The sequence below is a fragment of the Flammeovirga sp. SubArs3 genome (assembly GCF_947387565.1).
GTDB lineage: Bacteria > Bacteroidota > Bacteroidia > Cytophagales > Flammeovirgaceae > Flammeovirga > Flammeovirga agarivorans.
This window is the reverse complement of record NZ_CANDOA010000005.1, coordinates 538,691-564,005: the sequence shown is the minus strand read 5'-3', so window position 1 is coordinate 564,005 and position 25,315 is coordinate 538,691. Positions and strand designations below refer to the sequence as shown.

13 protein-coding genes are annotated in these 25,315 nt (G+C 35.0%); 8 read left to right on the top strand and 5 right to left on the bottom strand.

Annotated features, from left to right (window positions below):
- Positions 1-258: 258 nt before the first annotated feature.
- Complete coding sequence (locus QL232_RS16690; protein WP_281614997.1) at positions 259-1,902, bottom strand: sulfatase-like hydrolase/transferase; 1,644 nt, start codon at positions 1,900-1,902, stop codon at positions 259-261.
- Positions 1,903-2,260: 358 nt separating this feature from the next.
- Here QL232_RS16690 and QL232_RS16685 point away from each other — a divergent pair, with 358 nt between their 5' ends.
- On the top strand, positions 2,261-4,117 hold the full coding sequence (locus QL232_RS16685) for a hypothetical protein (protein ID WP_281614996.1): 1,857 nt from the start codon (positions 2,261-2,263) through the stop codon (positions 4,115-4,117).
- Between the two features lie 220 nt (positions 4,118-4,337).
- Here the strand turns inward: QL232_RS16685 and QL232_RS16680 are convergent, their stop codons facing one another.
- From QL232_RS16680 to QL232_RS16670, 3 genes are read right to left on the bottom strand one after another with little or no spacing between them, the layout of a single operon-like run.
- The gene (locus QL232_RS16680) at positions 4,338-5,927 is read right to left on the bottom strand and encodes a sulfatase-like hydrolase/transferase (RefSeq protein ID WP_281614995.1); all 1,590 of its coding nucleotides are present in this window, start codon (positions 5,925-5,927) and stop codon (positions 4,338-4,340) included.
- A gap of 38 nt (positions 5,928-5,965) precedes the next feature.
- Positions 5,966-7,408 carry an arylsulfatase gene (locus QL232_RS16675; protein ID WP_281614994.1) on the bottom strand — a complete coding sequence of 481 codons (1,443 nt, stop codon included), beginning with the start codon at positions 7,406-7,408 and terminating at the stop codon, positions 5,966-5,968.
- Between the two features lie 20 nt (positions 7,409-7,428).
- Positions 7,429-9,054, bottom strand: coding sequence for a sulfatase-like hydrolase/transferase (locus QL232_RS16670; RefSeq protein WP_281614993.1), 1,626 nt, complete (start codon positions 9,052-9,054; stop codon positions 7,429-7,431).
- Positions 9,055-9,415: 361 nt separating this feature from the next.
- Between QL232_RS16670 and QL232_RS16665 the strand changes: the two genes are divergently transcribed.
- From QL232_RS16665 to QL232_RS16645, 5 genes are all read left to right on the top strand, one after another.
- Complete coding sequence (locus QL232_RS16665; protein ID WP_281614992.1) at positions 9,416-12,664, top strand: SusC/RagA family TonB-linked outer membrane protein; 3,249 nt, start codon at positions 9,416-9,418, stop codon at positions 12,662-12,664.
- 10 nt (positions 12,665-12,674) lie between these two features.
- Positions 12,675-14,399, top strand: a complete 1,725-nt coding sequence (locus QL232_RS16660; protein WP_281614991.1) for a SusD/RagB family nutrient-binding outer membrane lipoprotein — start codon at positions 12,675-12,677, stop codon at positions 14,397-14,399.
- A gap of 10 nt (positions 14,400-14,409) precedes the next feature.
- Complete coding sequence (locus QL232_RS16655) at positions 14,410-15,471, top strand: glycoside hydrolase family 99-like domain-containing protein (RefSeq protein WP_168885079.1); 1,062 nt, start codon at positions 14,410-14,412, stop codon at positions 15,469-15,471.
- A gap of 28 nt (positions 15,472-15,499) precedes the next feature.
- On the top strand, positions 15,500-17,785 hold the full coding sequence (locus tag QL232_RS16650) for a GH92 family glycosyl hydrolase (protein ID WP_281614990.1): 2,286 nt from the start codon (positions 15,500-15,502) through the stop codon (positions 17,783-17,785).
- 381 nt (positions 17,786-18,166) lie between these two features.
- The gene (locus QL232_RS16645; protein ID WP_281614989.1) at positions 18,167-20,818 is read left to right on the top strand and encodes a hypothetical protein; all 2,652 of its coding nucleotides are present in this window, start codon (positions 18,167-18,169) and stop codon (positions 20,816-20,818) included.
- Positions 20,819-20,938: 120 nt separating this feature from the next.
- Here QL232_RS16645 and QL232_RS16640 read toward each other — a convergent pair whose 3' ends face one another.
- Positions 20,939-22,231: an Ig-like domain-containing protein gene (locus QL232_RS16640; RefSeq protein WP_281614988.1), complete on the bottom strand. Its 1,293-nt coding sequence runs from the start codon at positions 22,229-22,231 to the stop codon at positions 20,939-20,941.
- Positions 22,232-22,715: 484 nt separating this feature from the next.
- Between QL232_RS16640 and QL232_RS16635 the strand changes: the two genes are divergently transcribed.
- Together QL232_RS16635 and QL232_RS16630 are read left to right on the top strand one after the other, a co-directional pair.
- Positions 22,716-23,975, top strand: a complete 1,260-nt coding sequence (locus QL232_RS16635; protein WP_281614987.1) for a glycoside hydrolase family 71/99-like protein — start codon at positions 22,716-22,718, stop codon at positions 23,973-23,975.
- Between the two features lie 17 nt (positions 23,976-23,992).
- On the top strand, positions 23,993-25,258 hold the full coding sequence (locus QL232_RS16630; protein ID WP_281614986.1) for a T9SS type A sorting domain-containing protein: 1,266 nt from the start codon (positions 23,993-23,995) through the stop codon (positions 25,256-25,258).
- Positions 25,259-25,315 lie beyond the last annotated feature (57 nt).

Here is a 25,315-nt window from a genome sequence, read left to right as displayed (position 1 = left end):
TATCGTTTCTGTACACAATCTTCTCGTTTACTATTATTAACTCATTCTATTTATTTCATGAATAATTTACCTTACAAAGGTACTTGATCTTAGCTGTTTAGTGCAATTTAACTTTGTGACTTAAAATGTAATTTTTGTGTACTATGACGATATTTTGTGTGGGTAATTTTATTAAATAGTTATTCCTTTCGAAAGTATATAAATAAAAACAGCAGAATATGTAAAATACATGATCCTGCTGTATAGCTTTTGAGCGGGTTACTGTGGAAAATTATTCTTTGTAAATTCATCGAATGGTCGATCCTCAAAAGTATGCAGTTTCTTTTGTAAGATCTCCTTTAATTCTTTTGCTTTCTCAGGTTGTTGTTCAAACAGATTGACCTCTTCTGTTGGATCATTTGTGAGATCAAACAACTGATCTTTTTCAAAATAATGAGGATTGGCTTTACTAGCTAAATTTCCTAGGTGTTGGTTTCTTGTATAATATGGTTCTTTGATTTCTACATCATGATACCCTTTAAACGTACCGCCTTTTGCAATTTTAGCCTTAATATTATTGGGGTACCTTACGGCAATATATTTCCAATTGTCAGCAAGTATACCTCTAGCGAAACCTAACTCAAAGAAAAGGTAGTCATGTATTTTGGTCTCTTGATCTTTAAATGTTGGCAGAAGACTTTTACCATCCATCTCTAATGATTTTTTCTGCTTGATTCCAGCAATATCTAAGAAAGTAGGAGCAAAGTCTATGTTCTGTACTAAGCCATTGTAAGTTTTTCCTTTTTCTATTCCTTTTGGCCAGTGCATCATTAACGGAATTTTTACTCCTGTTTCGTAGAGTGTAGTTTTTCCAAAATGATATGATCCATGGTCAGATGAGATAACAATTAAGGTATTCTCATACATGCCATCTTTTTTCAGTTTATCGACAATAGCTTGAATACTTTTATCAAACCATGTGATCCATGCTTGATCCTTTCTAAGACTTTTATCAGTGGTAATTTCGTTTTTGATATCAGTTCTATTCGGCATAAAACTGTAGTCTTTTTCTATATATCCTTCTCCTGTAATGTTAGGGTCAGCATCTAAACTATACTTATATTCTCCCTTTACTCTTCTCCAAGGTTCAGGTCCATGAGGTACCGTTGTTGCATAGTATAAAAAGAATGGATCTTTTTTCTTCGCATTCTGATCGATAAAATCTAGAACGGCAGAAGTAGTCCATTCAATGTTATGAGCATTGGCTTCTTTAGAATAGAGTTCTTTCAGGTTTGCACCGTATACAGCATTAGCATAATCAAAACCATTTTCCTTGATCATCTGAGACCACTTATTATGGTTATGAGACATTGCATTAGAAATCTTCTGATCTTTGATATCTGCTGACAATGGAAACTCCTCGAAACCGTTTTCTTCATATTTGTCTCTTCTTAACTTATCGTTTTCAACAATATGACTTTTACCAACAAACCCGGTGGTATAACCATGCTTCTTAAGCACCTTTGCTACATTCCATCGGTTTTTTTCTAACTCTGTATTATTTTCTACTCTTGTCATGTTTCCTGGTGGATGCATTCTCATAAATTGAGTGCCAGAACACCTTCCTGCATACCTTCCTGTAAGAGACGTATATCTACTTGGAGAACAAACAGAGGACGAAACGTAGGCATTCTTATAAATAATGCCATCTGCCGCTAGACTATCGATAAAAGGAGTTTTTACATATTTTTCGCCACTAAAACCAAAGGCTCTAGTCTCACCATTTTCTTGTTTTTCAATTGGAAAAGGACTCATATCATCCACAACTATAAATACAATGTTAGGCTTCTGTTGTGAAATACCTTCCACATTGAAAAGTAGTAATAGACAAAGAGTAAATAAGATTCTTGATATTAATTTCATTTCAGCTTCTATTCTATAATAGACCAAAAAATTTAGTCACGATGGTCTGTAATTAAATTTATCGTTGAAGTTTCTTTAAGTAAAGAAGAAACGTCAATTACGTACAATACCCAAATTTAGATGAGCTACTTAATTCCTCCTTAATACTACATTAATCAATATTAATTCTCACTTTTTTAGTCGGTTAATGCAGAATTAATGTGAAAGTAAACGAAGATTAAGTACCTCAGGTACATTTGAATATCAATTCTGAAAACTTATTCCTTATTGTTACTCTTTTTTGAAAAATATTAATAATCGTCGCCAAACAATAGGAAAAAGGAATTGCCTAAAACTACATAAATAAAAAGCTATCATTATGAAATGTATTCGATTTACTACCCTAATAAGTATTTTACTATTGCTGGGAATTTCTGACTTAATGGCTAATGATAACAAATACGTCTTTGCTGTTAATAGTCTTCGTTTTATAAATACTCCTCAAAAAGGTATTCTTTCACATATTAATGCAGGGAACTACTTTTTTGATGAGAGTAAAAAAAACTGGGTGAAAAATAATGAATTATTCTACCCAACAGATACTGACTTGGTATCTCCATTAACTCTTGAAGATGCTGTAGACCTAGAGCTTCAAATGGCCATGAAAAATGGAATCAATGGTTTTGCCTTGTTATATACTATTTCTAGAAATAGAAAGATCTTAGATACCTATGATGAAATTGTAAATGCTTACGTTGAAGTCATCAAGAAAAAAGGCTATGATTTTAAATTAATGATGGCCATAAAATTTGAGAGAGGGGTTAAAGTCAATGAAGGTATTTACGATTGTGGAACTCACCTTTCTAAGATTTATGGATCGACGAAAAATTCTAATATATGGTATAAAATGAAAGGGAAAAAAGCCTTGATGTTTTATAAGTCTAAGGGGCTAATGTCGGCAGATGAATTGAAGTCTTGGGAAAAAAGTAAAGACCCTGAATTAGATATGAGTGCTTACTTTGACCGCTTTTCGGAAATCACGTCTTATTTAAGTACAGATGTATCGATCATTTATAATGCTCTATGGCCTGGAAGAAAGAAAGAAATTGAGTTGGCATTAGATCGATTTGAAACTGTATTTTTTGAAAAATCAAGAATGTTACGCCAAGGTAAAATTGATATTCTTGCAAGGATCATAAAATCTAAAAATAGACCATTTGTACAGACTGTATTTCATAGTGGTATCTCAAGTTACTACGTAATGAAAGATAAGAATAAGAAGAAGCCTCAACGCTTTGTGATGCAATCAAAAATAGCCATTGATGACTGTTACAAAGAGTACGATAATCTACATTATACTCGAAGTATTAGAGATGGATTTAAAAGTGCAAAGAAGAATAATGCAGAATTAATCATATTAGATTCTTGGAACATCTTTATTGAGCAATCTCATTTTAGACCTAGTTATAATAATGGTTGGGGACTTTCTGTATTATTAAAAAGTTACATCAATGAGTATCAAGGTAAGCCTAATGAAGAGTCATTAGTGATGAGCTTCTTACCATATCAAAATACAGATGGCAAAGGTTTCTTAGCCTATAAGCCTAGAAAAAACCATTCTTATAAGGACGATACTTACGAAAGAAAAAATATTGAAATTGTTACCAACTTGGATAAGCCAGGCGATTTGTACTTTAGAAATAAGTTAGTAAAAACGATTCCTGCAGGAAGGTTTGTAACGACAGTACCTTGGAGTGAAGGAGAGGTAAAAGCATTTGTAAAAAGAGATGGTTTAAAGGTATTAGAAATTTATTCAACCAAAAAGATCTCTTATTCATTGTACCGAAATAACCCATCAAAAGCATACGTCTCTTCCAAAGACCCTGAGTTATATGATGAAATGGTGACCATGTTAGCCAAAAAAGAAGTGGATTTCTTCAACAATAGATTCTTACTTCCTAGGGAGCTGTACAATCAGTGGATTTCAATTGAAAAAGAAAAGATGACGTACTATACATCTACTTTATTAAGCAGCATAGAAAAATCTGATGATGCTATTGGTAAGATGGATAAGTATCACAAAAAATATAAGGCAAAAATTAAAGCATTATTATCGGAGTTCAATTATTCTATTTGGGATGAAATTATCAATGAGAAAATGGAGTACTTGAAACCGTTAGCAGATTACGATATTCATGAGTTTGAGAACTCGTACAATGTCTTACCAGCAAATTAATAGTGATTGATATATAAGTAACAGATTTATGTGTTCAAAGAAGTGTGAACTGCTTATAAAGTAAAGAGCAAGGGCCTCTACAAGATATTGTGAGGCCCAATTATACAAGTAATATATTAGAAAACTTCAAAGTAGAGATTCTTATCCACTCTTCAACAAAATAAAAGCCGATCTCAATACGATGAGATCGGCCTTTTTTATGGTACTGAAGATCGTTGTACTAAATGTTTTTTACGATAACTCTATCTCTTACTCCATTATAGTGTTTTGAATTATTCTTCTTTAACCAGCTCAGTAAATCTGCTCGAAGTTCTTCAACCTTGTCAGAATATTTCGCTTGCTCTGGATTTTTACCTAATAGGTTATTCACTTCGTTGGGATCCTCATTGAGGTTATAGAGGACATCCAATACTTTCGATTCTACTGAGTAAGGAACCATCATTTTCCAACCATCTTTTACAATCATGTAATTGGGTGAGGTGTCTCCTCTGTAATTCCACTCAGTGACTACAAATTGACCATAATCGGTATCTTTTCCATCCACAAGGTCTCGTAAACTTTGCCCATCTGCATCATGCCCTTTAATATTGAGGTAGTCTAAAATAGTAGGGAAGATATCGATGTGTGAAACATACCCTTCAACTGTTGTATTCTTATCAATTTGCTCTGGTAATTTTAGTAACAAGGGAATATGAGCAGATTCTTCGTAGAAGATATTTTTTTCTCTTAATCCGTGTGCTCCCAACATTTCACCATGGTCGCTGGTAAATACAATTAAAGTGTTGTCAGAAAGCCCTAACTCATCAATTTTATCAATTATTTGTCCTACCCAATGATCAATTTCAGAGATTAATCCATAGTAGTTTGAAATCATATATTTGATTTTCTCTGGATCTGAATATTCCGGTAAATTCTTCTTTCCATTCGAGAATTTATAGGGAGAATTTTTCATATCGTCTCCAATACTCGCTGGAGGAGTCATTTTCTTAGGATCATACATGCTGTAAAAAGGTTCGGGCACAATCATGGGTGCATGTGGTGAATGAAAAGAACAAGTAATACTAAATGGCTGATCTTTTAGGCGTTCAATGGCATCCATGGTTTCTTGTGCTTGGAAAGCAGTAATCGAATATTCCTGAGGGATGTTTAATCGACCATGAAAGTTAGGCTGAGAAGCTTTTTGTTTTTTTATTTCTTGATAATCCTTTCCGTAAAACTTGTCAATTGGGTCTGGCGAATAGGGCCTTTTGGTAAAACGATCCAGATGCTCTCCATCTTTTAGAGGTCTTTTTGATAAATGTCCATTGAGCCAATCCTGATACATAAAATTTTGTCCACCATGATCAAATGCTGATTTACCACTTTTAGCATTCAATTTAGGGTTAGAATAGACTTTTGCCTTATTGGACATGACATGCCACTTACCATAGTATTCACAGGTGTAGCCATTTTCCTTTAGAATTTCATCAAAAGTAGGAGTTTGCATCACCTTCTCTTTTCTGTAGTAATACGTTTTATCGTTGGTATTTACTCCAGTGTTTTCCACTGTTAACCCTGTAAGAATAGAGGAACGGGCAGGGCCACAAACTGCACAAGCAGAATAAGCATTAACAAAGTAGGCTCCGCTTTCTCCTAATCGGTCAAGGTTTGGAGTTTTCAATACTTTATTACCAGCTAGCCCTAAGGCCTTGTATTGTTGCTGGTCAGTGATGATAAATACTAGATTGGTTTTCCTTTTCTTTGGTGGGTTAGAAGCCCAGATATGCCCACATAAACTGAAGACAATGATAGAAAATAATATATGTTTCATTTCATCTAATTTTAAAAAAATGGGTAGTATTACTTTATTTACTTCAATGGCGTATTCATCTTCGTTCCAACTTTTTTAGCTGTTTCCAAATACTGTTTTAATTCCTCTGCTTTTTTAGGATACTCAAGAATTAGATTTTCCTGTTCAGAAGGATCCTTTTTGTAATGATAAAGTTGAGCATGCAAAGACTTATCTTTTGCGTTACTGTCTTTGGCTTCGATAAATTTCCATTCTAGATCGCGTACCGCTTTTCTACCTTTTGCATCTCGATGTATTAATGGAGCTCTTTGATATTTTGCCTTAGATGTATTGATTGCCTTTTTAAAACTAAAACTATCAACCGCATCATTTTTATCAAGTTCTTTTACATTGATATAATCTGCAAGAAAAGCATAAATATCAACGGTACTAACAATACTTTCCGATGTATTTCCTTTTTTAATACCATCAGGATGATTAATAATAAAAGGAACTCTTAATCCACCATCCCATATGGTATGTTTATCTTCCCTGTAATTACCGTTAATTTGAAGCCCTTTATTTATCGCAAAATTCTCCGGCATGATATCTTTTTTATGAGGGATATCCCCTCCGTTATCACTTGTAAAGATAATAACGGTATTTTCTCTCAGATTATTCTTTTCTAGGTAGTCTATTAATATTCCCAAGCATCGATCAATGTCTTGGATAAAATCACCGTAAGCACCTGCATTACTTTTTCCTCTCATTTCAGGACTAGGAGTGATAGGGTGATGAACAGCTACGGAGGAGAAATATAAGAAAAAGGGCTGCTCTTTGTCCAAAGTATCTAACCATTGTATAGATTTTTCAGTCAAGTCATTCATTACTTGCTCTGTCACTCTTTGTGGAGCATCATACCCTTTGTATTGTTTTCCATAAAATGATCTGCCATAAGGTGAAAGTTTCTCTGAGCGAAGGCCATAAACTTTATCATTCTCTACATAAATTTTATGGACATCGTCCAAGTTATTCGGAACAGTAAAACTATAATTAAATCCGTGGCTATTTGGACCATTTTTAATAGTACCCAGTAAGTTCCTGAATTCCTTTTCATTGTAACCTAAATGCCATTTTCCAATGGCTGCAGTGGTATATCCAATAGAGTTAAGATATTCTGGAAGTGTCTTTGTCTCTTGGCGGATTAAAGCTGGTGCAGATGGACTAACTACACCTTTTTGTAATCGACTTCTCCAGGAATACTCACCTGTGAGTAAACCATAACGGGTAGGAGAACATACCGATCCAGTTGTAAAAGCATTATTAAATTGGACGCCTTCTTTCGCCAATTGATTAATGTTAGGGGTCTGTATTAAAGCTTCAGAGGCTCCGTAAACATTGGTAGAACCAAAGCCGAAATCATCAGCTAAAAAAACAATGATATTTGGCTTTTTATCTTGAGCAACAGCAAGATTTACCATGCTAAGGCCCAGTAGAATTATAATTTGAAGTGTCTTTTTCATGATCAATGATAGGCTATGTTCTAAAGTTTAACAACTCCAGATATATTTCTATTTTTAATAAGCTCTACTCGTTTTGAATTACTATTTGTAAGCCATTCAATTAAATAACCTTTCAACTCCTCCACTTTTTCTTTGTATTTATAAGCCTCGGGGTTTTTACCAATCAAATTATTCATCTCATGAGGATCATCATTAAGATTGAACAAAACATCCAATTCTGGCTTTTTGGTAGCATACGAAGTTAGCAATTTCCACCCATCGTTGGTAACAACCATATAGTTCGGTTGTTTTGGACCATTGTAATCCCATTCTGTTACCGTAAACCTTCTGTTATCACTTCCCTCTATTAGTGCTTTTAATGATTGCCCGTCTCTTTTTCCTCCATTAACGTTGAGGTATTCCATAATAGTAGGATAAATATCGATAAGTGAAACCGGACTTGTCACCTGAGTCGGTTGTATTTTACCTGGGTACCACATAATCAGTGGAACATGTGCTGACTCCTCGTAAAATACATTTTTTTCTCTCATGCCATGTGATCCTAACATTTCACCATGATCACTAGTGAAAATCACAAGCGTATTTTTATCCATATTGTATTTCTTAAGGTCCTTCATGATTGTTCCTAAGTAGTGATCAATTTCACTGACTAGACCAAAATAATTTGACATCATAAATTTTACTTTATCAGGGTCACTATATTCTGGCATCGATCTTCTATTATTTCCATTTTTATAAGGAACATTATCCATAGTATCTCTTAAACTCTTTGGCATGGGCATATCTTCTGTTTTGTACATACCATACCAAGGTTCTGTAGGTAACATCGGTGCATGAGGAAAGAAATAAGAGAGAGTGATACTAAAAGGTTTCTCTTGTTTAGAGGCCCTTTTTAAGGCTTCTCTTAGTGTCGAGGTTTGATAATAAGTAAGACTCAGTTTCTTAGGAAGGTGTAATTGCCCATGTCCATCGGGTTGTGTAATTTTTAGTTCCCTGTCATTATCAACATGATGTCTGCGGTAATCTTCATCTTTTTTATATCTAAGATCAATAGGATCAGGAGTATAGAAGTTTCTGAAGTATTTATCTCTTAAATCGTACTCTGTTTCCTTATGTCCCTGAGCAATCATATATTCTTTTACCTTTTCTTGATAAATTTTCTTATTTTTAAGAGTATAAACATTTTGATTATTTACTGTATAGGAAAATTCAGAATACCCTTCCGATAAATGGATGGGCGAATGGTATTTTCCTAGGTACTCTGTATAATATCCATTTTCAACTAATATCTGATCGAATGATGGCAGATCACAATAAGCTCCTTCTTCAGGGTTTTTATAGGCGTATTGATTTTTTCGGACTCCATGGTTTTCGACAGTCTGTCCGGTGAGTATTGATGTTCTTGCGGGTGCACATACGGCACATGGAGTATAGGCATTAGTAAAGTAGGCCCCTTCGTCTGCTAATTTATCTAAGGTAGGCGTTTTTAAGAATTTAAAAACATTGGCTTTGCCTAAGGCATCGAACCTTTGTTGATCAGTTATAATGAATAACACATTAGTTTTTTCGCCGTCTCCACCAAAAGATAGAATTGGTGTAATTAATGTAGTAAGGATTTGTATAAGTAATAAGCACTTCAACTTCATATTCATTTCTTTAAAGTTTGTGTTTAAAAACATGATTGATACAAACCTATTCTGTGAGGCTAAAATTAAATTAATACGGACTTAATTCTGATTAATTGGCTATGATGAAGAGAATTGAAATAATTATTTAAACTTTTAAAATCTGACGTTAACTGACCCTATTAAGCGGTATTTTTTTATTAATAATGGGTTTAATTACACTTAAAATAGTCGATTAAGGCTTGATTAATGCATTAATTGGAAAAAATTAATGGCACTATCCTAAACTTGAATATCAGAAAAATAAAATGATTTTTTATCGACCGCAGATAAAGTAATTATCACTGATGAAATGAATGTTAAAAAACTAGCGTAGAGAAGAATGAAACTAAAGTTACTCTTTTTACTACTTATGTCATTATGTTCATCTGGCATTCTAACTGCACAAGTAGAAGTAGAAAAACGAATTATTACTGGACAAGTTTTTTCAGAAGAAGATAATATCTCCTTGCCCGGTGTAAATGTTAGAGTGAAAGGTACTAATTATGGTACTATCACAGATATAACAGGAAACTATTCACTGAATGTTGATACAGGAGATACCCTAGTATTTTCTTATATCGGTATGGTTTCTAAAGAAATCTCAATAGCGAATCAAAAAGTTGTTGATGTGTCTTTAGAGGTAGAAGTGGAACACTTAAAAGAGGTGGTGGTCACCGCTCTCGGTATTAGTAGAGAGAAAGAAAGCCTAAGTTATGCTACACAGGGCGTTGAAGGGGAATCTTTAACAGAGGTAAAACAGGCTGATGTCATCACTAACCTTGCAGGTAGAGTGGCAGGTGTACAGATCACAGGAGCTGACTCACCTACAGGAACGAGTAGAGTAGTGATTAGAGGAGCTACTTCACTTACTAAAGACAACCAACCGTTATATGTTGTAGACGGTGTGCCGATTGATAGTGAAGGTGGTGACACCGGTGTTTCATTAGCAGGAGGTTCCGATAACATTGATTACGGTGGAGCAACAAGCTTTATTAATCCTGAAGATATTGCTGATATCCAGGTACTAAAAGGAGCCAACGCTGCTGCCCTATATGGTTCAAGAGCTGCGAATGGTGTAATTATGATCACTACTAAGAAAAGTTCTTCAGCAAATGAGAGTTGGGGAGTTACTTATGGATTGAACTACCAAATCAGAGAGATTACGCAATACCCGGATTTCCAAAATGTATACGGAGCTGGTAGTAATACAAGAGTTGGCTCATCACAAAATCACTTCGACTACGAAACGGGGCTTCCTGATTTATACAATTTCAGAAGATCTTGGGGTGCACCGATGGTCGGTCAAGAGGTACTAAGCTATAACGGTCAAGTGGGTACTTATGATGCTCAACCAAATAATATCAAAGACTTTTTCCAAAGAGGTAGAAACATTACAAATAGTTTAACCCTACAGAAGAAAGGGGAGAAAGGATCTCTTTATCTTTCTTATTCGAACATGGATGCAACAGATATCATTGAAGGTTCGAACCTACAAGTGAGAAATACCTTTAATGTTAGAACCACAAGAAAGTTCACAAAATATTTAGAAGCAGATGTAAAAGTGACTTATGTTTCTGAGAAAACAACCAACCGTATTCAAAAGAATGGTAGTGAGAAGAACCCTTACAATTCTTTTATCTACATGCATAGAAATGTGAAGTTAGAAGAGTTGTCTCCTTGGAAAGATGAGTTTGGAAACGAAATTGGTCAGGTCGAGGATTTCTTTAATCCTTATTGGGCAATGAACGAGAATAAGAACGAAGATACTCAAGAGCGATTTTTACCGGTAGTTTCTTTGAAATCAAAAATTTCAAAAGACTTAAATGTTCGCGTAAGAGTAGGTGGAGATGTAAGAATGAGAAAAGGATATGTGTTTAGTAATATGGGGGCAGCTTTAGACCCTGATGGCATGTATCAGATGATCAATAGAAATACACAAGTTTGGAACTACGAAGGCTTTATCAACTATAAGAAACGTTTCGGTAAGATCGACTTTTTTGCAACGGCTGGTGCCAGTAGATTTGATAAGAGCATCGACTTTACTAACTCAGTGATCAATACATTAATTGTTCCTGATGTTCCAAGTGCATCGAATGCAGCAACATTGCCAATAGTAACACAAGGCGTTGACAATAAGAGAATACACTCTGTTTTTGCAACATCATCTATAGGATATAATAATGTGATTTACCTTGACCTTTCAGCGAGAAATGACTGGAGTTCATCTTTACCAGAAGGACATAATTCATATTTCTATCCAAGCTTAGGTACTTCATTTGTGTTTACCAATGCTTTAGATATTGGTAGCTCGGTACTATCGTTTGGTAAGATTAGAGGATCCATAGCACAGGTGGGTAACGATACTGGTTTTAACGAATTGAACAACACATTCAATTATGGTGGAAACTATAATGGTATGGCTTGGGTTACTAACCAGACCATGTTGAGAAATCCTGACCTTAGACCTGAAACAACTAATTCTTGGGAAATAGGTTCTGAGTTAAAATTCTTCAACAATAGAATCAGCTTGGATGCCACGTACTACAATAACAGAACTTACGATCAGATTATTAGAATTGACTTGCCAAGTGGAGCCGGTTATCAAACAAAAATGATCAATGCAGGTGAAATTCAAAACCGAGGGGTAGAATTAACTTTAGGCGTATCTCCAGTTCAAACAAATAATTTCCAATGGGATATGATGGTGAACTGGTCGAAGAATATTTCAAAGGTAAATTCATTGTACAAAGACCCAGCGTCGGGAGCAGAATTGGATAGAATAGAATACAGAGGTTATTCGACTGTTTCAGTAAACGCTGAAGTAGGTTATCCATTTGGTGTGATCAGAGGAGAAAAATGGTTGACGGATGATGAAGGGAATAAATTAGTAAGCCCTGATGGTTTACCGATTGCGAATCCAAATCAGATTCTTGGAAATGCTCAACCAGATTGGCTAGGTTCGATTAACAACTCTTTCCGATTTAAAAACTTTGATCTTAGCTTCTTGATTGATGTGAAAATGGGAGGCGATTTATATAGCGTATCAAGATCAAAAGCGGAAACTTGGGGTAATACAGCAAATACTGTTGAAGGACGTGAGGATTATTGGTTCAGTAGTATAGTTCTTGGTGAAAATGCCAGTGAAAGAAATGGTGATGGTTTATACGGAACAGAATACGATGATAGCGAAAGGTCGAAAGGTATATTACTAGATGCGTATGAAGCTGTACAAAATCCAGAAACAGGAGAATGGGAAAAGGTAGGAAAAAATACGACTTATGTTTCACCTCAGAACTTTTTCCAAACAGGTACATCCAACGCCAAAGAGTTTAACTTATATGATGCTTCCTATGTGAAATTAAGACAAGTTTCGATTGGTTATAATATTCCTAAGAGCTTCTTAAAACGATTGAAAATTGAAGCAGCAAAGGTCTCTGCAGTTGGTAGAAACTTATGGATTATCTATCAAAACACACCGCATGGTTTAGACCCAGAAGCAGCATCATATTCAGGAAATGGTCAAGGTATTGAGCTAGGTTCTTTACCACCAACATCTTCGTTAGGTCTTGATTTCAGAGTATCATTTTAATTAGAAGAGCATGTTTAAGAAATATATCAACAATATCATTATCGCAAGTGCAATTCTATGTAGTGCATCGAGTTGTACACAAGACTTTGAGGAGTTAAATACCAACCCTCATGAGTTTCAGACTGCTACACCGGATGTATTGTTCCCGGGTGTTGTAAAAAAATCGTTGGATGTGGTGAAAGGTGATCCTGCCAATAAAATGTATTTACAATACTCACATTATACTACTGCAGGTGGAGGTCCTTACAATACTTATTGGTATTCTGATCCTCTAGGAGAAAGCTGGTGGGAAGATTTTTATACTCAATTGATTATGGATCTTCAGTCTATCATTGACCTTTATGGTGATAACCCAAGATATGTCAACCAAGTGGGTATGGCCAAAATTTATAAGTCATACTTGGCTTCTGTGATTTTAGGAACTTGGGGGCCAATGCCTTACTCTGAAGCATGGCAACAAAAACTAAGCATTGGTTTTGATAGTGAAGAAGAAGTTCTAGAAAGCTTATTAACGACACTTTCAGAAACGTATGAAGTAATGGAAACAGGAGAGGACACAATGGATGATCCTATTTTCCATGGAGATATCGACAAGTGGAGAAAATTTGCGAATACATTATCGTTAAAATTAGCCTTACGTTACCAAAATATGGGAGCGAACATTACCGATTTTGGTAAGTTAGCAATGGAGAGAGAAGCTGATTTGATCGGTATGGAATCTGAAGCAGTAGTTGCTGCATGGGGTACTCTGGAAGAAAACTGGAATTACTTCTACAGAGAATTCAGACACCAAAATAGTAGCAGTCAATTACAACGATTCAGTCACGTTTTCTATACACAACTAAGAGACCTTAAAGATCCAAGAGTTGAAGTATATGCACAGGCTCCTGTTTTGGGGTATACATTAAGAGATACTCTAACTACTCAAACAGATGAGAGAGTAGTGGTTGAATACAATGCACCTTTTGTCGGTAAACCAAAATCAACTACACCACATGATAATTGGGCATTGACGGATCAACAAAATCCATATAGTGGTTTAGGAGATGATAGTTTTTCTGATATTTCAGAGAAGTATTACGCCAAGGACTATGCTCCAACTATCTTAGGCTATGCTGAAACTTGTTTTATGAAAGCAGAAGCAAAACTACTACACTGGGGTGGTGGACAATCTGCCGAGGCCTACTATAACGAAGGGATTAGAGCTTCATTTGCTCAGCATGAAATCTCTGAGAGTGTAGATACTTATCTAGAGAATGATGGAGTGAAATGGGGAACAAAGTCTGAAGGAGTTAGAGATTATAGATCTATTGTTACTGCAAAAGTCGAAAATGGTCCAATCGAACAAGTATTAGTTCAACGATGGATTGCAGGTTTCTTCCAAGGTTTTGATGCTTGGTGTTTAATTCGAAGAACAAATGGAATATTTGATTTGCCTCCTCATTTCAATTCAGATCAAAATGGTGTAGGACAAGCAACGAATCTTCCGGAGAGAATCTTATTCCCTACAAAGGAGCAAAGATTAAACACGAATGGATATTATCAAGGATTGGCTCATCTTGGTGGTGCTGATTTCTTAAATACAAGATTGAAATTATCAGTTCCAAAAAATTATAAAGATTGGGGAGCGATGAACCCTATCATGAATACCGATGTATTGAGATACTATTATGGTACGACGCTAGAAGAATACGAAGCGGCTGGAATTGATTTTGAAATTATCGAGAGACTATAACATCTGACTTATGAAAAATATATATAAACTTAGCCTTATCTGTGTTTTTGCATTTTTTGGAATATCATGTGAACCAGAAAATGAAACAATCGAAGAGCATCCTCTAAGTCAGGAAATTGAAGAAATTCCAGTGACGCAAGATTACTTGGTTGGGGCACTTTATACTCAAAATAAATGGAACCCAGCTATAGAAGAAGTGCCATTGGCAGGGCAATATGAAAACGGAGATGCTACGGCAATGAAACAGCATATAGAATGGGCCACAACAGGAGGTGTAGATTTCTTTATGTTTAGTTTTAGAGAGTCTTCTAACTCTTTGGATGTAAGTATGATCGAAGCTTTTAGAGAGCAGAATACTGAGAAAACAATGAACTTCTCTATCCGTTTAAATATCGGACCTTTCAATCTGGATGAAGACAATACTTTGGAAGATATTGGTAGAGTAGATGATTTGATAGAGATTTTCCAACAAATGATTCCTTACTTCCAAGATTCTACTTACCAGAAAATCGATGGTAAATACTTAGTAAGTATCATTGGAGCACATAACGTACATTGTAATGATCTACAGGATGTATACCGTCAGATCAGAGAAACAATGAGTGCTGAAGGATATGAACTGTATCTTTTAGGTGAACAAGGAAATGGTTGGGTGCCTCCAGCTAGATTTTCGATGTTTTATGAAAATGCTCTAGACGCAGTTTCATTCACGACCATGTTCAACGACAACTATTATGACCGTTATTCTGCATTTCCACAATACTTGGACTTGCATTGGGATTATAGTAAAGACTATTACATGAATGAAAAAGGTGGAATAGAATGGGTACCTACGGTAGCACCATCTTTCGACCCATTAATTGCTAAGCCGACGAGTACTTCTTACAAACATGAAAGAAAGGATCAATACTTTAAAGATGTATTGAATGTGGCAAAGAAAAATATTGGCTCCTCTCGCTTAATGATTATCAACTCATTCAATGATTGGGAAGATGATACTCAATTAGAGCCTGGAGAGAGTTATGGAACGACTTCTTTAGAAATACTTAGACAACAAACTAAGGTCAACTAAAACTTCAATCTGAAATCAAAATATTAAAATGAAAATAACGAATTTATTGGTTCTGGCACTCCTTTGTATGGGGTGTCAGAAATATAGTACTGTTGGTAAAGAAGAACTATCAGATAAGCTTTCTTATGTCGATCCTTTTGTAGGAACGGGATACCATGGGCATACTTTTCCAGGAGCAACAACACCAAACGGAATGGTACAACTAAGCCCTGATACGCGTTTTATTGGTTGGGATGCATGTGGAGGATACCATTATTCTGATTCTTCAATTATCGGATTTTCACACACTCATCTTTCAGGAACAGGTATTGGTGATTTAGGGGATGTGCTTATTATGCCGTTTACAGGTGAGGTACACACACAATATGGTGATGCAGAAAATCCAGATTCGGGATATAGATCGCGTTTTGATCATGATAATGAATCAGCTGAACCGGGATACTATAGCGTTCTTTTGAAGGACTATAAAATTAAAGCAGAACTGACGGCTTCAACAAGAGTGGGCTTTCATCAATATACATATCCTGCATCAGACAATGCAGGGATGATTCTTGACTTGACAACGGGTATTGCGAACAATAAGAACTTAGAGAATACAATTAAAATCATTAGTGATACTGAGATTGTTGGTGTAAAAAGCACAAAAGGTTGGGCAAGAAAACAACATGTTTATTTCTATGCTAAATTCAATAAGCCATTTAGATATACTATTTACGGTAATGATAAAGTTGTAGAAGGAAAAACATATACAGGTAAACACGGAAAAGCAGTACTACAATTTGCTACTTCAGAGGCAGAAAAAGTACAAGTGAAAGTAGGTATTAGTAGTGTAGATATCGATGGTGCAAAAAACAACTTAGAAAAGGAAATAAACCATTGGGATTTCGCTCAAGTAAAAACAGAAGCATCAGGAAGATGGTCAGAAAAAATTGCTCTGATAGATGCAAATAGTAAAAATGAAGAAAACTTGAAGATATTTTATTCTTCAATGTATCATTCATTTATCGCTCCGATGACGTTTTCAGATGTAGATGGACGATACAGAACTATTGACCAACAAATTAAAAAAGATACTCAGAATACTGCTTACACTGTATTTTCTCTTTGGGACACTTTTAGAGGTCTTCACCCATTAATGACAATCATTCAGCCTTCACAAAACCAAGGATACATCCGTTCGTTATTAAAAAAATATGATGAAGGTGGATTGCTTCCAAAGTGGGAACTAATGGGAAATTATACCGGAACAATGATTGGATATCATGCGGTACCCGTTATTGTAGATGCATATATGAAAGGGGCTAGAGACTTTGATGTTGAAAAAGCTTTTCAAGCGATGCTAGAAGCAAGTCAGTACAACGAAGACAAAGAGTTTGTTGCTTATGATCCTGTCGTAAAGGAAAAAATGATGCCTATGGGAAAATATTATAACCAAACCTTAGGTTATATTCCTGCAGACAAAGAAAATGAATCTGTTTCTAAAGCATTAGAGTATGCTTACAATGATTACTGTATTGCCGTTATGGCCAAAGAACTTGGTAAAATGGAGATCCATAAGAAATACATGGAACGTTCGAAAAGATACCAAAAATACTATGATCCAAAAACAGGTTTTATGCGTGGCAAATTAAGTTCCGGAGGCTGGAGAGAGCCATTTGATCCGAAGTTTAGTCAACATAGAAAAGATGATTATACGGAAGGTAACGCTTACCAATGGAGTTGGTTTGTACCGCATGATGTAGAAGGATTAAAAGACCTAATGGGAGGGGAGACTTATTTCGAAGAAAAATTAGACTCTTTATTTACTACAAGTTCACAATTAGCAGGTGAACATGCGAGTGCAGATATAACAGGTATGGTTGGTCAGTATGCTCATGGTAATGAACCAAGTCATCATATTGCTTACATGTATAACTACATTAATGAACCTCATAAAACGCAGTATATGGCAGACTACTTACTTCAAAATCATTATTCTGCTACACCAGAAGGAATAATTGGTAATGAAGATTGTGGTCAGATGTCTGCTTGGTACATTTTAAGTAGTATCGGTTTTTATCCAGTATGTCCAAGTGAAACTACATATGCTATCGGTAGACCATTGTTTGATAGCGTTAGTATTCAATTAGAAAACGGTAAAAACTTCACTGTAAAGACGATCAACAATAAAATTGAAAATAAGTACATCAAGAAAATCACACTTGATGGGGTGGATTTGAAAAAGCCTTTTATAGATCATAGTGATATCATGGAAGGGAAGACACTAGAAGTAACGATGACTGATGAACCTATGACAGAAAATATCTTTATGTAAATAATAAATTATTCACTTCCACCCATTAGTTAGTAGCAATGGATGGAAGTGAATATCACTTTGACTTAAATATAAATACCATGTATCGTAACACTATTACTAATGCTATAATACCGAATTTGGAAAGAAAATCACATGCATTTGAGATTACTGTTTTCAACCAAAAAGAGCATGATAAATAAGGTGAAATAGCCTCTCAATGAGATAATTTGTTTAAACAAAAGAAAATTGTTAATGGTTTTTTAAATTCATTATGAATTTACATTTCAAATGACTACTTTTCTGAAAGAAAGAATATTAGTTGAATAAAAATCTATCTACGCACTGACCACTTCATTGAGTTACTTATTTTTTAATCTTTACTAAACAGGTTGCATTTATATGAAAAAGTATTTTTACTTTTTACTCACTTTACTAGTTTTTGCCTTCCATTCTGTTGTCAGTCAACCCGCTGGTTTACAATTTGGTAGCCACGAATCATTAATTGATCAACGTACTGGTCTAAAATTAATGGATGGTAAGAAATTAAATGTAAATGAGGAATTAGAACTGACTGTCGATGTATTTTTTAATAGATCACCGAAACACTACTTTGGTTATATCTTAAGAATAATAGATGATAGTCATCGGAACATCGATATTGTATATAATTACAAGTCGAAAAGGTTTAATGATTTCAGTATTATCTACGACCATCAATTAACGCCTATAAAATTTAACTACAAAGACAGAAGAAACGCATTAAATAAAAAGTGGAGGAAACTTAAGTTTAAACTAGACGTCAAGAACAATGAAATTTCTTTGAGCCTTGACGATAGAACTTATTCTTACAAAGTAGAGAATGGAATTTCTCCAATGAAAGGACTGAAGTTTTATTTTGGTGCCAATAATAACCCTTATTTTAAGGCCCATGATGTGCCTCCAATGACCCTGAAAAATCTTCAAATTACTTCTGATAACACTGGGTACACTTGGCCTCTAGATGAGAAAGAAGGTGAAGTGGCACATTGTAAAGAGAATCCTGAGTACAATGGTAAAGTGATGCACCCAATTTGGGTAAAGCAGACGCATTCAAAATGGGATGCTTCTTTTAATGAAACAATTCAATCAGGTTTATACTCTTTCTTAGAGAACGGGTCAGGTATGTACTTTGTTAAGGATAAAAACTTATATCGACATGACTTTCAAACCTCAGAAACAAAGAAGGTAGGTCCTTTCGCAATCGACCTAAAATCAGATGTGCGTAATCGTTTAGTAAAGAATGGGAATAAACTATTGGTGTATAATCTCAAAAAAGATTTTGTTTATTCTTATGATATTAAAAGCCAAAAGTTTGAAAAGTTTAGTGCAGATTATCCAATAAGTCAAACAGCAACACACCATGCTCAGTGGTTTGATAAGGACAATAAATCAATTATGATTTTTGGTGGTTATGGCAATCATGAATTCAATAGCCATTTTACAAAATACGATATAGAGAAAAATAATTATACCGATATCAATGTAACAGGTGATAAAATCACCCCGAGGTATTACACCGGTGTCGGCTATGGCAAAAAAGGGCATGTATATTTATTTGGTGGATATGGAAGTGTATCAGGACAGCAAATTATTAATCCTGAAAACTTCTATGACCTGTATGAGTTCAATGAAAATACATCAACATTAAAGAAAGTATTTACTTGGGATACTCCATCAGATTCTTTTGTTTCTGCAAGGTCAGTAGTTGTTGATACTACTGATAATCAATTGTATGCTCTGACTTTTGATAACCATAAGTTTAAAAACGAAATTACCCTAAGAAATTATGATCTAGCTTCTGGAGAAATGAAAGTATTCCCCGTAGCTATTCCTTTTAATTTCAGTGATTTAAAAACGGTTGTGGATCTTACTTTTGATACTCAATACCAGAAGCTATATGCTATCTTGATTGAGAAAGTAGGGGTAGAATCACAGATAAAAGTGTTCTCATTAAATTTAATGGGAGGATTTTATATTCCAGAACTACCAAAAGAGACTGCAGAAATTGTGGCTGTTGAGGATGAGCCTGCATCATGGAACCTAGTTCTATTTATGGCGACCTTCTCTCTTCTAATGGTAGGTGTTGTTATCTGGAGAAAATCTAGAAAAACTATTGAGGATAAGACTGAAGAGTCGCCTCAAACTACAACGGTGATTGAAAAAACGGAGTCGGTATCTTCGGATGTTTTAGCAACCAAAGAAGAACCAAAACCAAAGTCTGAGCCTGTTGTAGAAACCGTTACTATTGAGGAGCCTGTTAAAGCCCAACCACCGAAAGTAAAGAAATCAACTATTAACTTCTTTGGAGGGTTTAGAATCTTTGATAGTAGTGGAAAAGACATCTCTAATGAATTTACTCCACTAATTAAGCAGTTGTTTATCTTGATTACCATCTCACAATATATTAATGGTAGAGGTGTGTCGGCAGATAAAATGATAAAACTGTTTTGGTATGATATGCCATTGAGTAAGGCAAGAAACAATAGAGGAGTAAACCTTACCAAATTAAGAAGGTTATGTAAAACCATAGGCGAAGTTAAGTTTTTGAAAGATGCTGATTTCTGGAAGTTAGAAATTGGAGAGGAAGTGAATATTCCTTTCTTCGAATTGAAAGAATTATTAGTGAAACCTCAATCACGAGAAACGTTATTGAAAATATTAGAGATTCTTGATACAGGAAAGTTATTATTAGGTACAGATTACGAGTGGATGGAAGAGATGAAGGCTGAAATCGTCAATCATCTAATCGAAACGTTGTACGGATACCTTACTTCATCAGAAGTGAAACTATCTAATCAGGAAAAACTAAAAATTAGTGATACTATTTTACAATATGACCATATCCATGAAGAAGCTACTTTGATTAAATGTCAATTGCTTTCTTCACAAGGAATGCATAGCGTAGCAAAAGATATCTTCAATAAGTTCAAGGATGAATATGAATCGATTTACGATGAAAAATTCGATATGCATTACAATGAGTTCTTGAGAGAAATGGGAAATACCTATTAAAAGATAATTCATACTCATCAGAGCATAAAAAAGATGTTGAATCAATGAATCGATTCAACATCTTTTTTTATGAACAATATCCTAAATTGAAAACATTGGATATTATGCTATATCAATTCATTAAGGGATCAATTGAATACTTACAGCTCCTCCTCTAACAGAGAAAGAATTATCGTAAAACTGATCTTCATGAGTGAGGTACAACATTGTCATATCATCACCAACGTTTCCATTATCTTTATAACCATAGTTTAAGTCAGAATTACTAGATTCTTTTCCATTATCAGTAGCGATAACCACTAAGAAAGGTCCTTCTTCACCGTTATGGTCAATACTAGCTTTAGTATTATGAAATTGCAGGTTTTGTGTTTCTCCTGTACTAATTAACCCATCATAGGTAAGTACAGATAATTTTGCAGCAGCATTTTTAGTATTGATTTGTCCATGCACATTTTTATTATCATTATTGACTTGACGAACCCAAACTTCAGCACTTTTATCATCATCGCCTCCGTATGCTACTTTTGTCCATTCACCTCCTTCTACTGTAGATTCTTTTTCATAACTTCCAGCAGGAGGATTACCATGACTTGCAGAAAGGATTAAGAATTCGGTAGTACCCACCACACTTTTGTCGATAATAATGTCTTGGTTGCCACTCATTCTGACATAAGGAAGAATAGCCAATGAAAAGTCCTCCCAAACAATTTCCTTGGCTTTGGGTGCTTCTACTTCAATCTTTACAGGTACACTAGTAGTGTTGTTGTCCTTTTCATCTTTCATTTTTAGAACAATCTCATATGTTCCTGGCGTGAGATGGTCAATGGTAAAATCATAAGGGGCTTCTTTATTGATATCATAGTAATTTCCATCAATCCAAAGCCTTACACTTTTTATACCGTCACCATCCGAACTAGTAGAAGTGATATGAATAGATTCCCCTTCTTCAAAAGTATCTCCATTAGAAATAGAATTGATGGTAATAGAACCGGGAGCGTTGGCTTCAACGATTGTAATCGTAATCACTTCGCTATCGTGGTTTACTCCATCTGCACCATTAGCTCTTACCATTAAGGTATGCTCACCTAAAGGCAATTCTTCAACGGTAAATACATAAGGAGCTTCTTTGTCGTAGCTGTGGAATACTCCATCGATCCACAACCTACAGGCAACAAGGTCAACATTTTCATCTGTCAATCCTTCCACTATAAAAATGGAACCTTCTGAGATAGTGGATCCCTCAAGAGGAGTTTGTATCGCAACTACTTCACCCTCAGAAAGGGTATTTCTTGCTGAAGACGTCAATTCAAGACCTTCCTCCATTGTTGTTTCAGGAAGAACATCTTTGGTACATGCTCCAAAAAGTACCATGTTTGAAATAAGTAATAATACTGATAGTTGTTTACATTTCATTATCATGCTTGTTTAAATAAAAATTGTAAAAAGAGCTAGTATGGATGTAAATGATGATTTTGAATCATGAATTACATCTGTTCTAGTGTTCGCTGGCTATGTTTTTAGAATTGTAATTGGATTTTTTTGTTAGTAGAGTAGTGTCGCAATGAAGTATCTTCTTGATGAGGTGCGTTTAGCTTTTTCACACCAATTATTTGGTATTAATATCAAAAAGGAGTTAATCGATTTAACTAAAAGAGTTGTTCATTTCATTAACTAATTCAGGTGGTCGTTTAAATTTTGCATAAAAGTAGCATCGGCCATTAATTAAACGTTAATTGGCCAAAAATTCAGTAGACTTTATCGATCACTTTGAGGGGACAAATATTTTGTATTGACCAACTGGATATTAATGCTCAATTAATCTAATATTTGAGTGCTTTTCTACTTTTACATTATCCACAAGGATAACTATTGAACGGATTATTAAGATTTGAGTGAAATGAGATTACAAAAAATATATACAATAGGATTGGTAGCATTTTTTAGCTTACTAATGTTATTGGCCTTCAAAAAGAAGAAAGAAAAAATTAATTATCCTTCCTATAAAGGATTAGTGATGTGTGGTTATCAAGGTTGGTTTCGAACACCAGGCGATGGTGGTGCCCGAGGTTGGGTACATTACGGAACAAAAAGTTTCAATCCTGATAATGTAACGGTCGACTTATGGCCAGATATGTCTGAATATAAAAAGACATATTCAACAGATTTTTTAAACAAAGATGGTTCTCCTGCAACTGTATTTAGCTCTTTGGATGCATCTACTGTAGATCTTCATTTTAAATGGATGAAAGAGTATGGAATAGATGGTGTTTTTGTACAACGTTTTTACAACAACTCTAAAAAAGGTCCAAGAAGAAAAGAGGCAACTCAGGTATTGAAAAATGCTTTTAAGGCTGCGAATAAGCACCAAAGAGCTATTGCAGTAATGTATGATCTATCTGGTTTAAAAAAAGAAGAGAGTTGCTATGAAACGTTAGTAAGCGATTGGCAACGATTAATTGATGAATTAAAATTTAATAAAGGCGTCAATAAAGAAAATTACCTACACCATAATGGTAAACCTTTGGTAGCGATTTGGGGGGTTGGTTTTCAAGAAAGACCTTACACAGCAAAGAGTAGTGAAATTGAACGTTTTATGGATTTTGTGAAAAATGATCCCGAGTACGGTAATTTCTCTATTATGCTAGGCGTACCTACAAAGTTTAGAACCTTGGATGGTGATTGTGAGCCTGATAACTATGTACATGAAATAATTAGAAAAGCTGATATTGTTCAACCTTGGTTTGTAGGTAGATTCAGAATGCAGCATTTAGAAAACAAAGTTTACAAAACTCAGATTGCTAAAGATGTGGCATGGTGTCAGGAGAATGCTGTGGACTATGTTCCTACTATCTATCCTGGGTTTAGCTGGTATAATTTAAAACGAATGAAAGGCGAGGAGGGAAAAGATAATTCATTGAATGCTATACCAAGGTTAAAAGGCAAGTTCTTTAATAAACAGGTAGACTTGGCCATCGAACATGGAGCCGAAATGTTATATGTGGCAATGTTTGATGAGATTGATGAAGGAACAGCTATTTTTAAAGCAACAAATACACCTCCAATTAATGGAACATTTTCTGATTACGAAGGGCTTCCATCGGATCACTATCTGAAGCTAACAGGTCAGGCAGGAGAAAGGTTAAAAAAGCAACAATAACACTTAGCAGTCAATCCATGAAAAAATTACTATTATTTTTACTCCTCATTTGGAGTACCCAAACACTGTATGCTCAAAATGGAAATTACTATGTGGAATATGATGAAAACATAGTCGAAACTCCTGTGTATGGAAGTACATTATTGGAAGAGATGAGTGGAATTTGTGCCTCAAGAAGATATCCAGGACATTTTTGGGTGCACAATGATTCAGGAGATGATCCATTATTGTATTTAATTGATACACTAGGCAATGTTGTATCACATGGCCTAATCAACGATGTAAACAACAAAGATTGGGAAGATATAGTCGCTTTTGAAAAAGACGGAAAAAACTATCTGATAGTCGCTGCATTTGGTGATAATAATACTAAAAGAACACAGTATCAATTGGTATTAATGGAAGAGCCAGAAGTTGATCTTGAATCCGATACTCAATGGAATCATGATATTATCAAGGAAATAAAATACGCTTATAATGGAGGTGAGACTTCTTATAATCATGAATCTCTGGCCGTTGATTTAGCAAACAATAGAATCTTTTTTGTGACCAAAAGAGGTAGTGCAAAGAATACGACTATTTATACAATTCCATTAATGATAGATAATGATAATACCATTCATGAACCTGAAGAAATTGGAAGAGCAGATATTGATGCTGCTACAGGAATGGATATCTCTTATGATAATCATAGAGCCATTATCATTAGTGTGGAAGATTTGATTGAATACACCCGTAATGATGGCGAAACTTGGGAAGAAGCGTTTGCCAAAGAAGCAAAAAGAATAGTAAGGCCAAGTACTGGACGTACAGAAGCGGTTTGCTACGCTTTAAATGGACTTGATATCCATATCGTTAGAGAAGGAACAAATCACCCAATGTTTATTTTGAGAGGGAATAAGGTTGAAGTAGAGGAAGAAACACCTACAACACCGGAGGATCCCGATGAGGATGAAACGCCTAATGATGGAGATCAAGATGATACTGATAACACTGATGACGACCAAGATAATGACGACGAGGTTTTATCATCTGATGTTGAAGTACTCGACCAATTAAGTATCTACCCTGTTCCATCATCGGATCGATTATTTATTCAAATGCGAGAAGGAACGGTTACCGATTATACTATACATGGAATCAATGGAAAGTCTATCGGTACGAAATCTAAAATAGATCAAAAGAATATTTCAATAGATGTGCACAATATGGAGGCCGGTATTTATGTACTTACACTCACCACATCTTTGGGTATTTCAAAACATAAAATAGTGATTCAATAGTGTGTGTGACAAGTTTCAAAGACAAGCGAATGAAGATTAGTTTATAAAAGAACTAAC

Bases quoted from the DNA above. Each gene is read 5' to 3' on its own strand.
- QL232_RS16660 (WP_281614991.1), top strand. From the start codon at position 12,675: ATGTTTAAGAAATATATCAACAATATCATTATCGCAAGTGCAATTCTA.
- QL232_RS16680 (WP_281614995.1), bottom strand. From the start codon at position 5,927: ATGAAACATATATTATTTTCTATCATTGTCTTCAGTTTATGTGGGCAT.
- QL232_RS16630 (WP_281614986.1), top strand. From the start codon at position 23,993: ATGAAAAAATTACTATTATTTTTACTCCTCATTTGGAGTACCCAAACA.
- QL232_RS16665 (WP_281614992.1), top strand. From the start codon at position 9,416: ATGAAACTAAAGTTACTCTTTTTACTACTTATGTCATTATGTTCATCT.
- QL232_RS16650 (WP_281614990.1), top strand. From the start codon at position 15,500: ATGAAAATAACGAATTTATTGGTTCTGGCACTCCTTTGTATGGGGTGT.
- QL232_RS16690 (WP_281614997.1), bottom strand. From the start codon at position 1,902: ATGAAATTAATATCAAGAATCTTATTTACTCTTTGTCTATTACTACTT.
- QL232_RS16670 (WP_281614993.1), bottom strand. From the start codon at position 9,054: ATGAAGTTGAAGTGCTTATTACTTATACAAATCCTTACTACATTAATT.
- QL232_RS16635 (WP_281614987.1), top strand. From the start codon at position 22,716: ATGAGATTACAAAAAATATATACAATAGGATTGGTAGCATTTTTTAGC.
- QL232_RS16685 (WP_281614996.1), top strand. From the start codon at position 2,261: ATGAAATGTATTCGATTTACTACCCTAATAAGTATTTTACTATTGCTG.
- QL232_RS16645 (WP_281614989.1), top strand. From the start codon at position 18,167: ATGAAAAAGTATTTTTACTTTTTACTCACTTTACTAGTTTTTGCCTTC.
- QL232_RS16655 (WP_168885079.1), top strand. From the start codon at position 14,410: ATGAAAAATATATATAAACTTAGCCTTATCTGTGTTTTTGCATTTTTT.
- QL232_RS16675 (WP_281614994.1), bottom strand. From the start codon at position 7,408: ATGAAAAAGACACTTCAAATTATAATTCTACTGGGCCTTAGCATGGTA.
- QL232_RS16640 (WP_281614988.1), bottom strand. From the start codon at position 22,231: ATGAAATGTAAACAACTATCAGTATTATTACTTATTTCAAACATGGTA.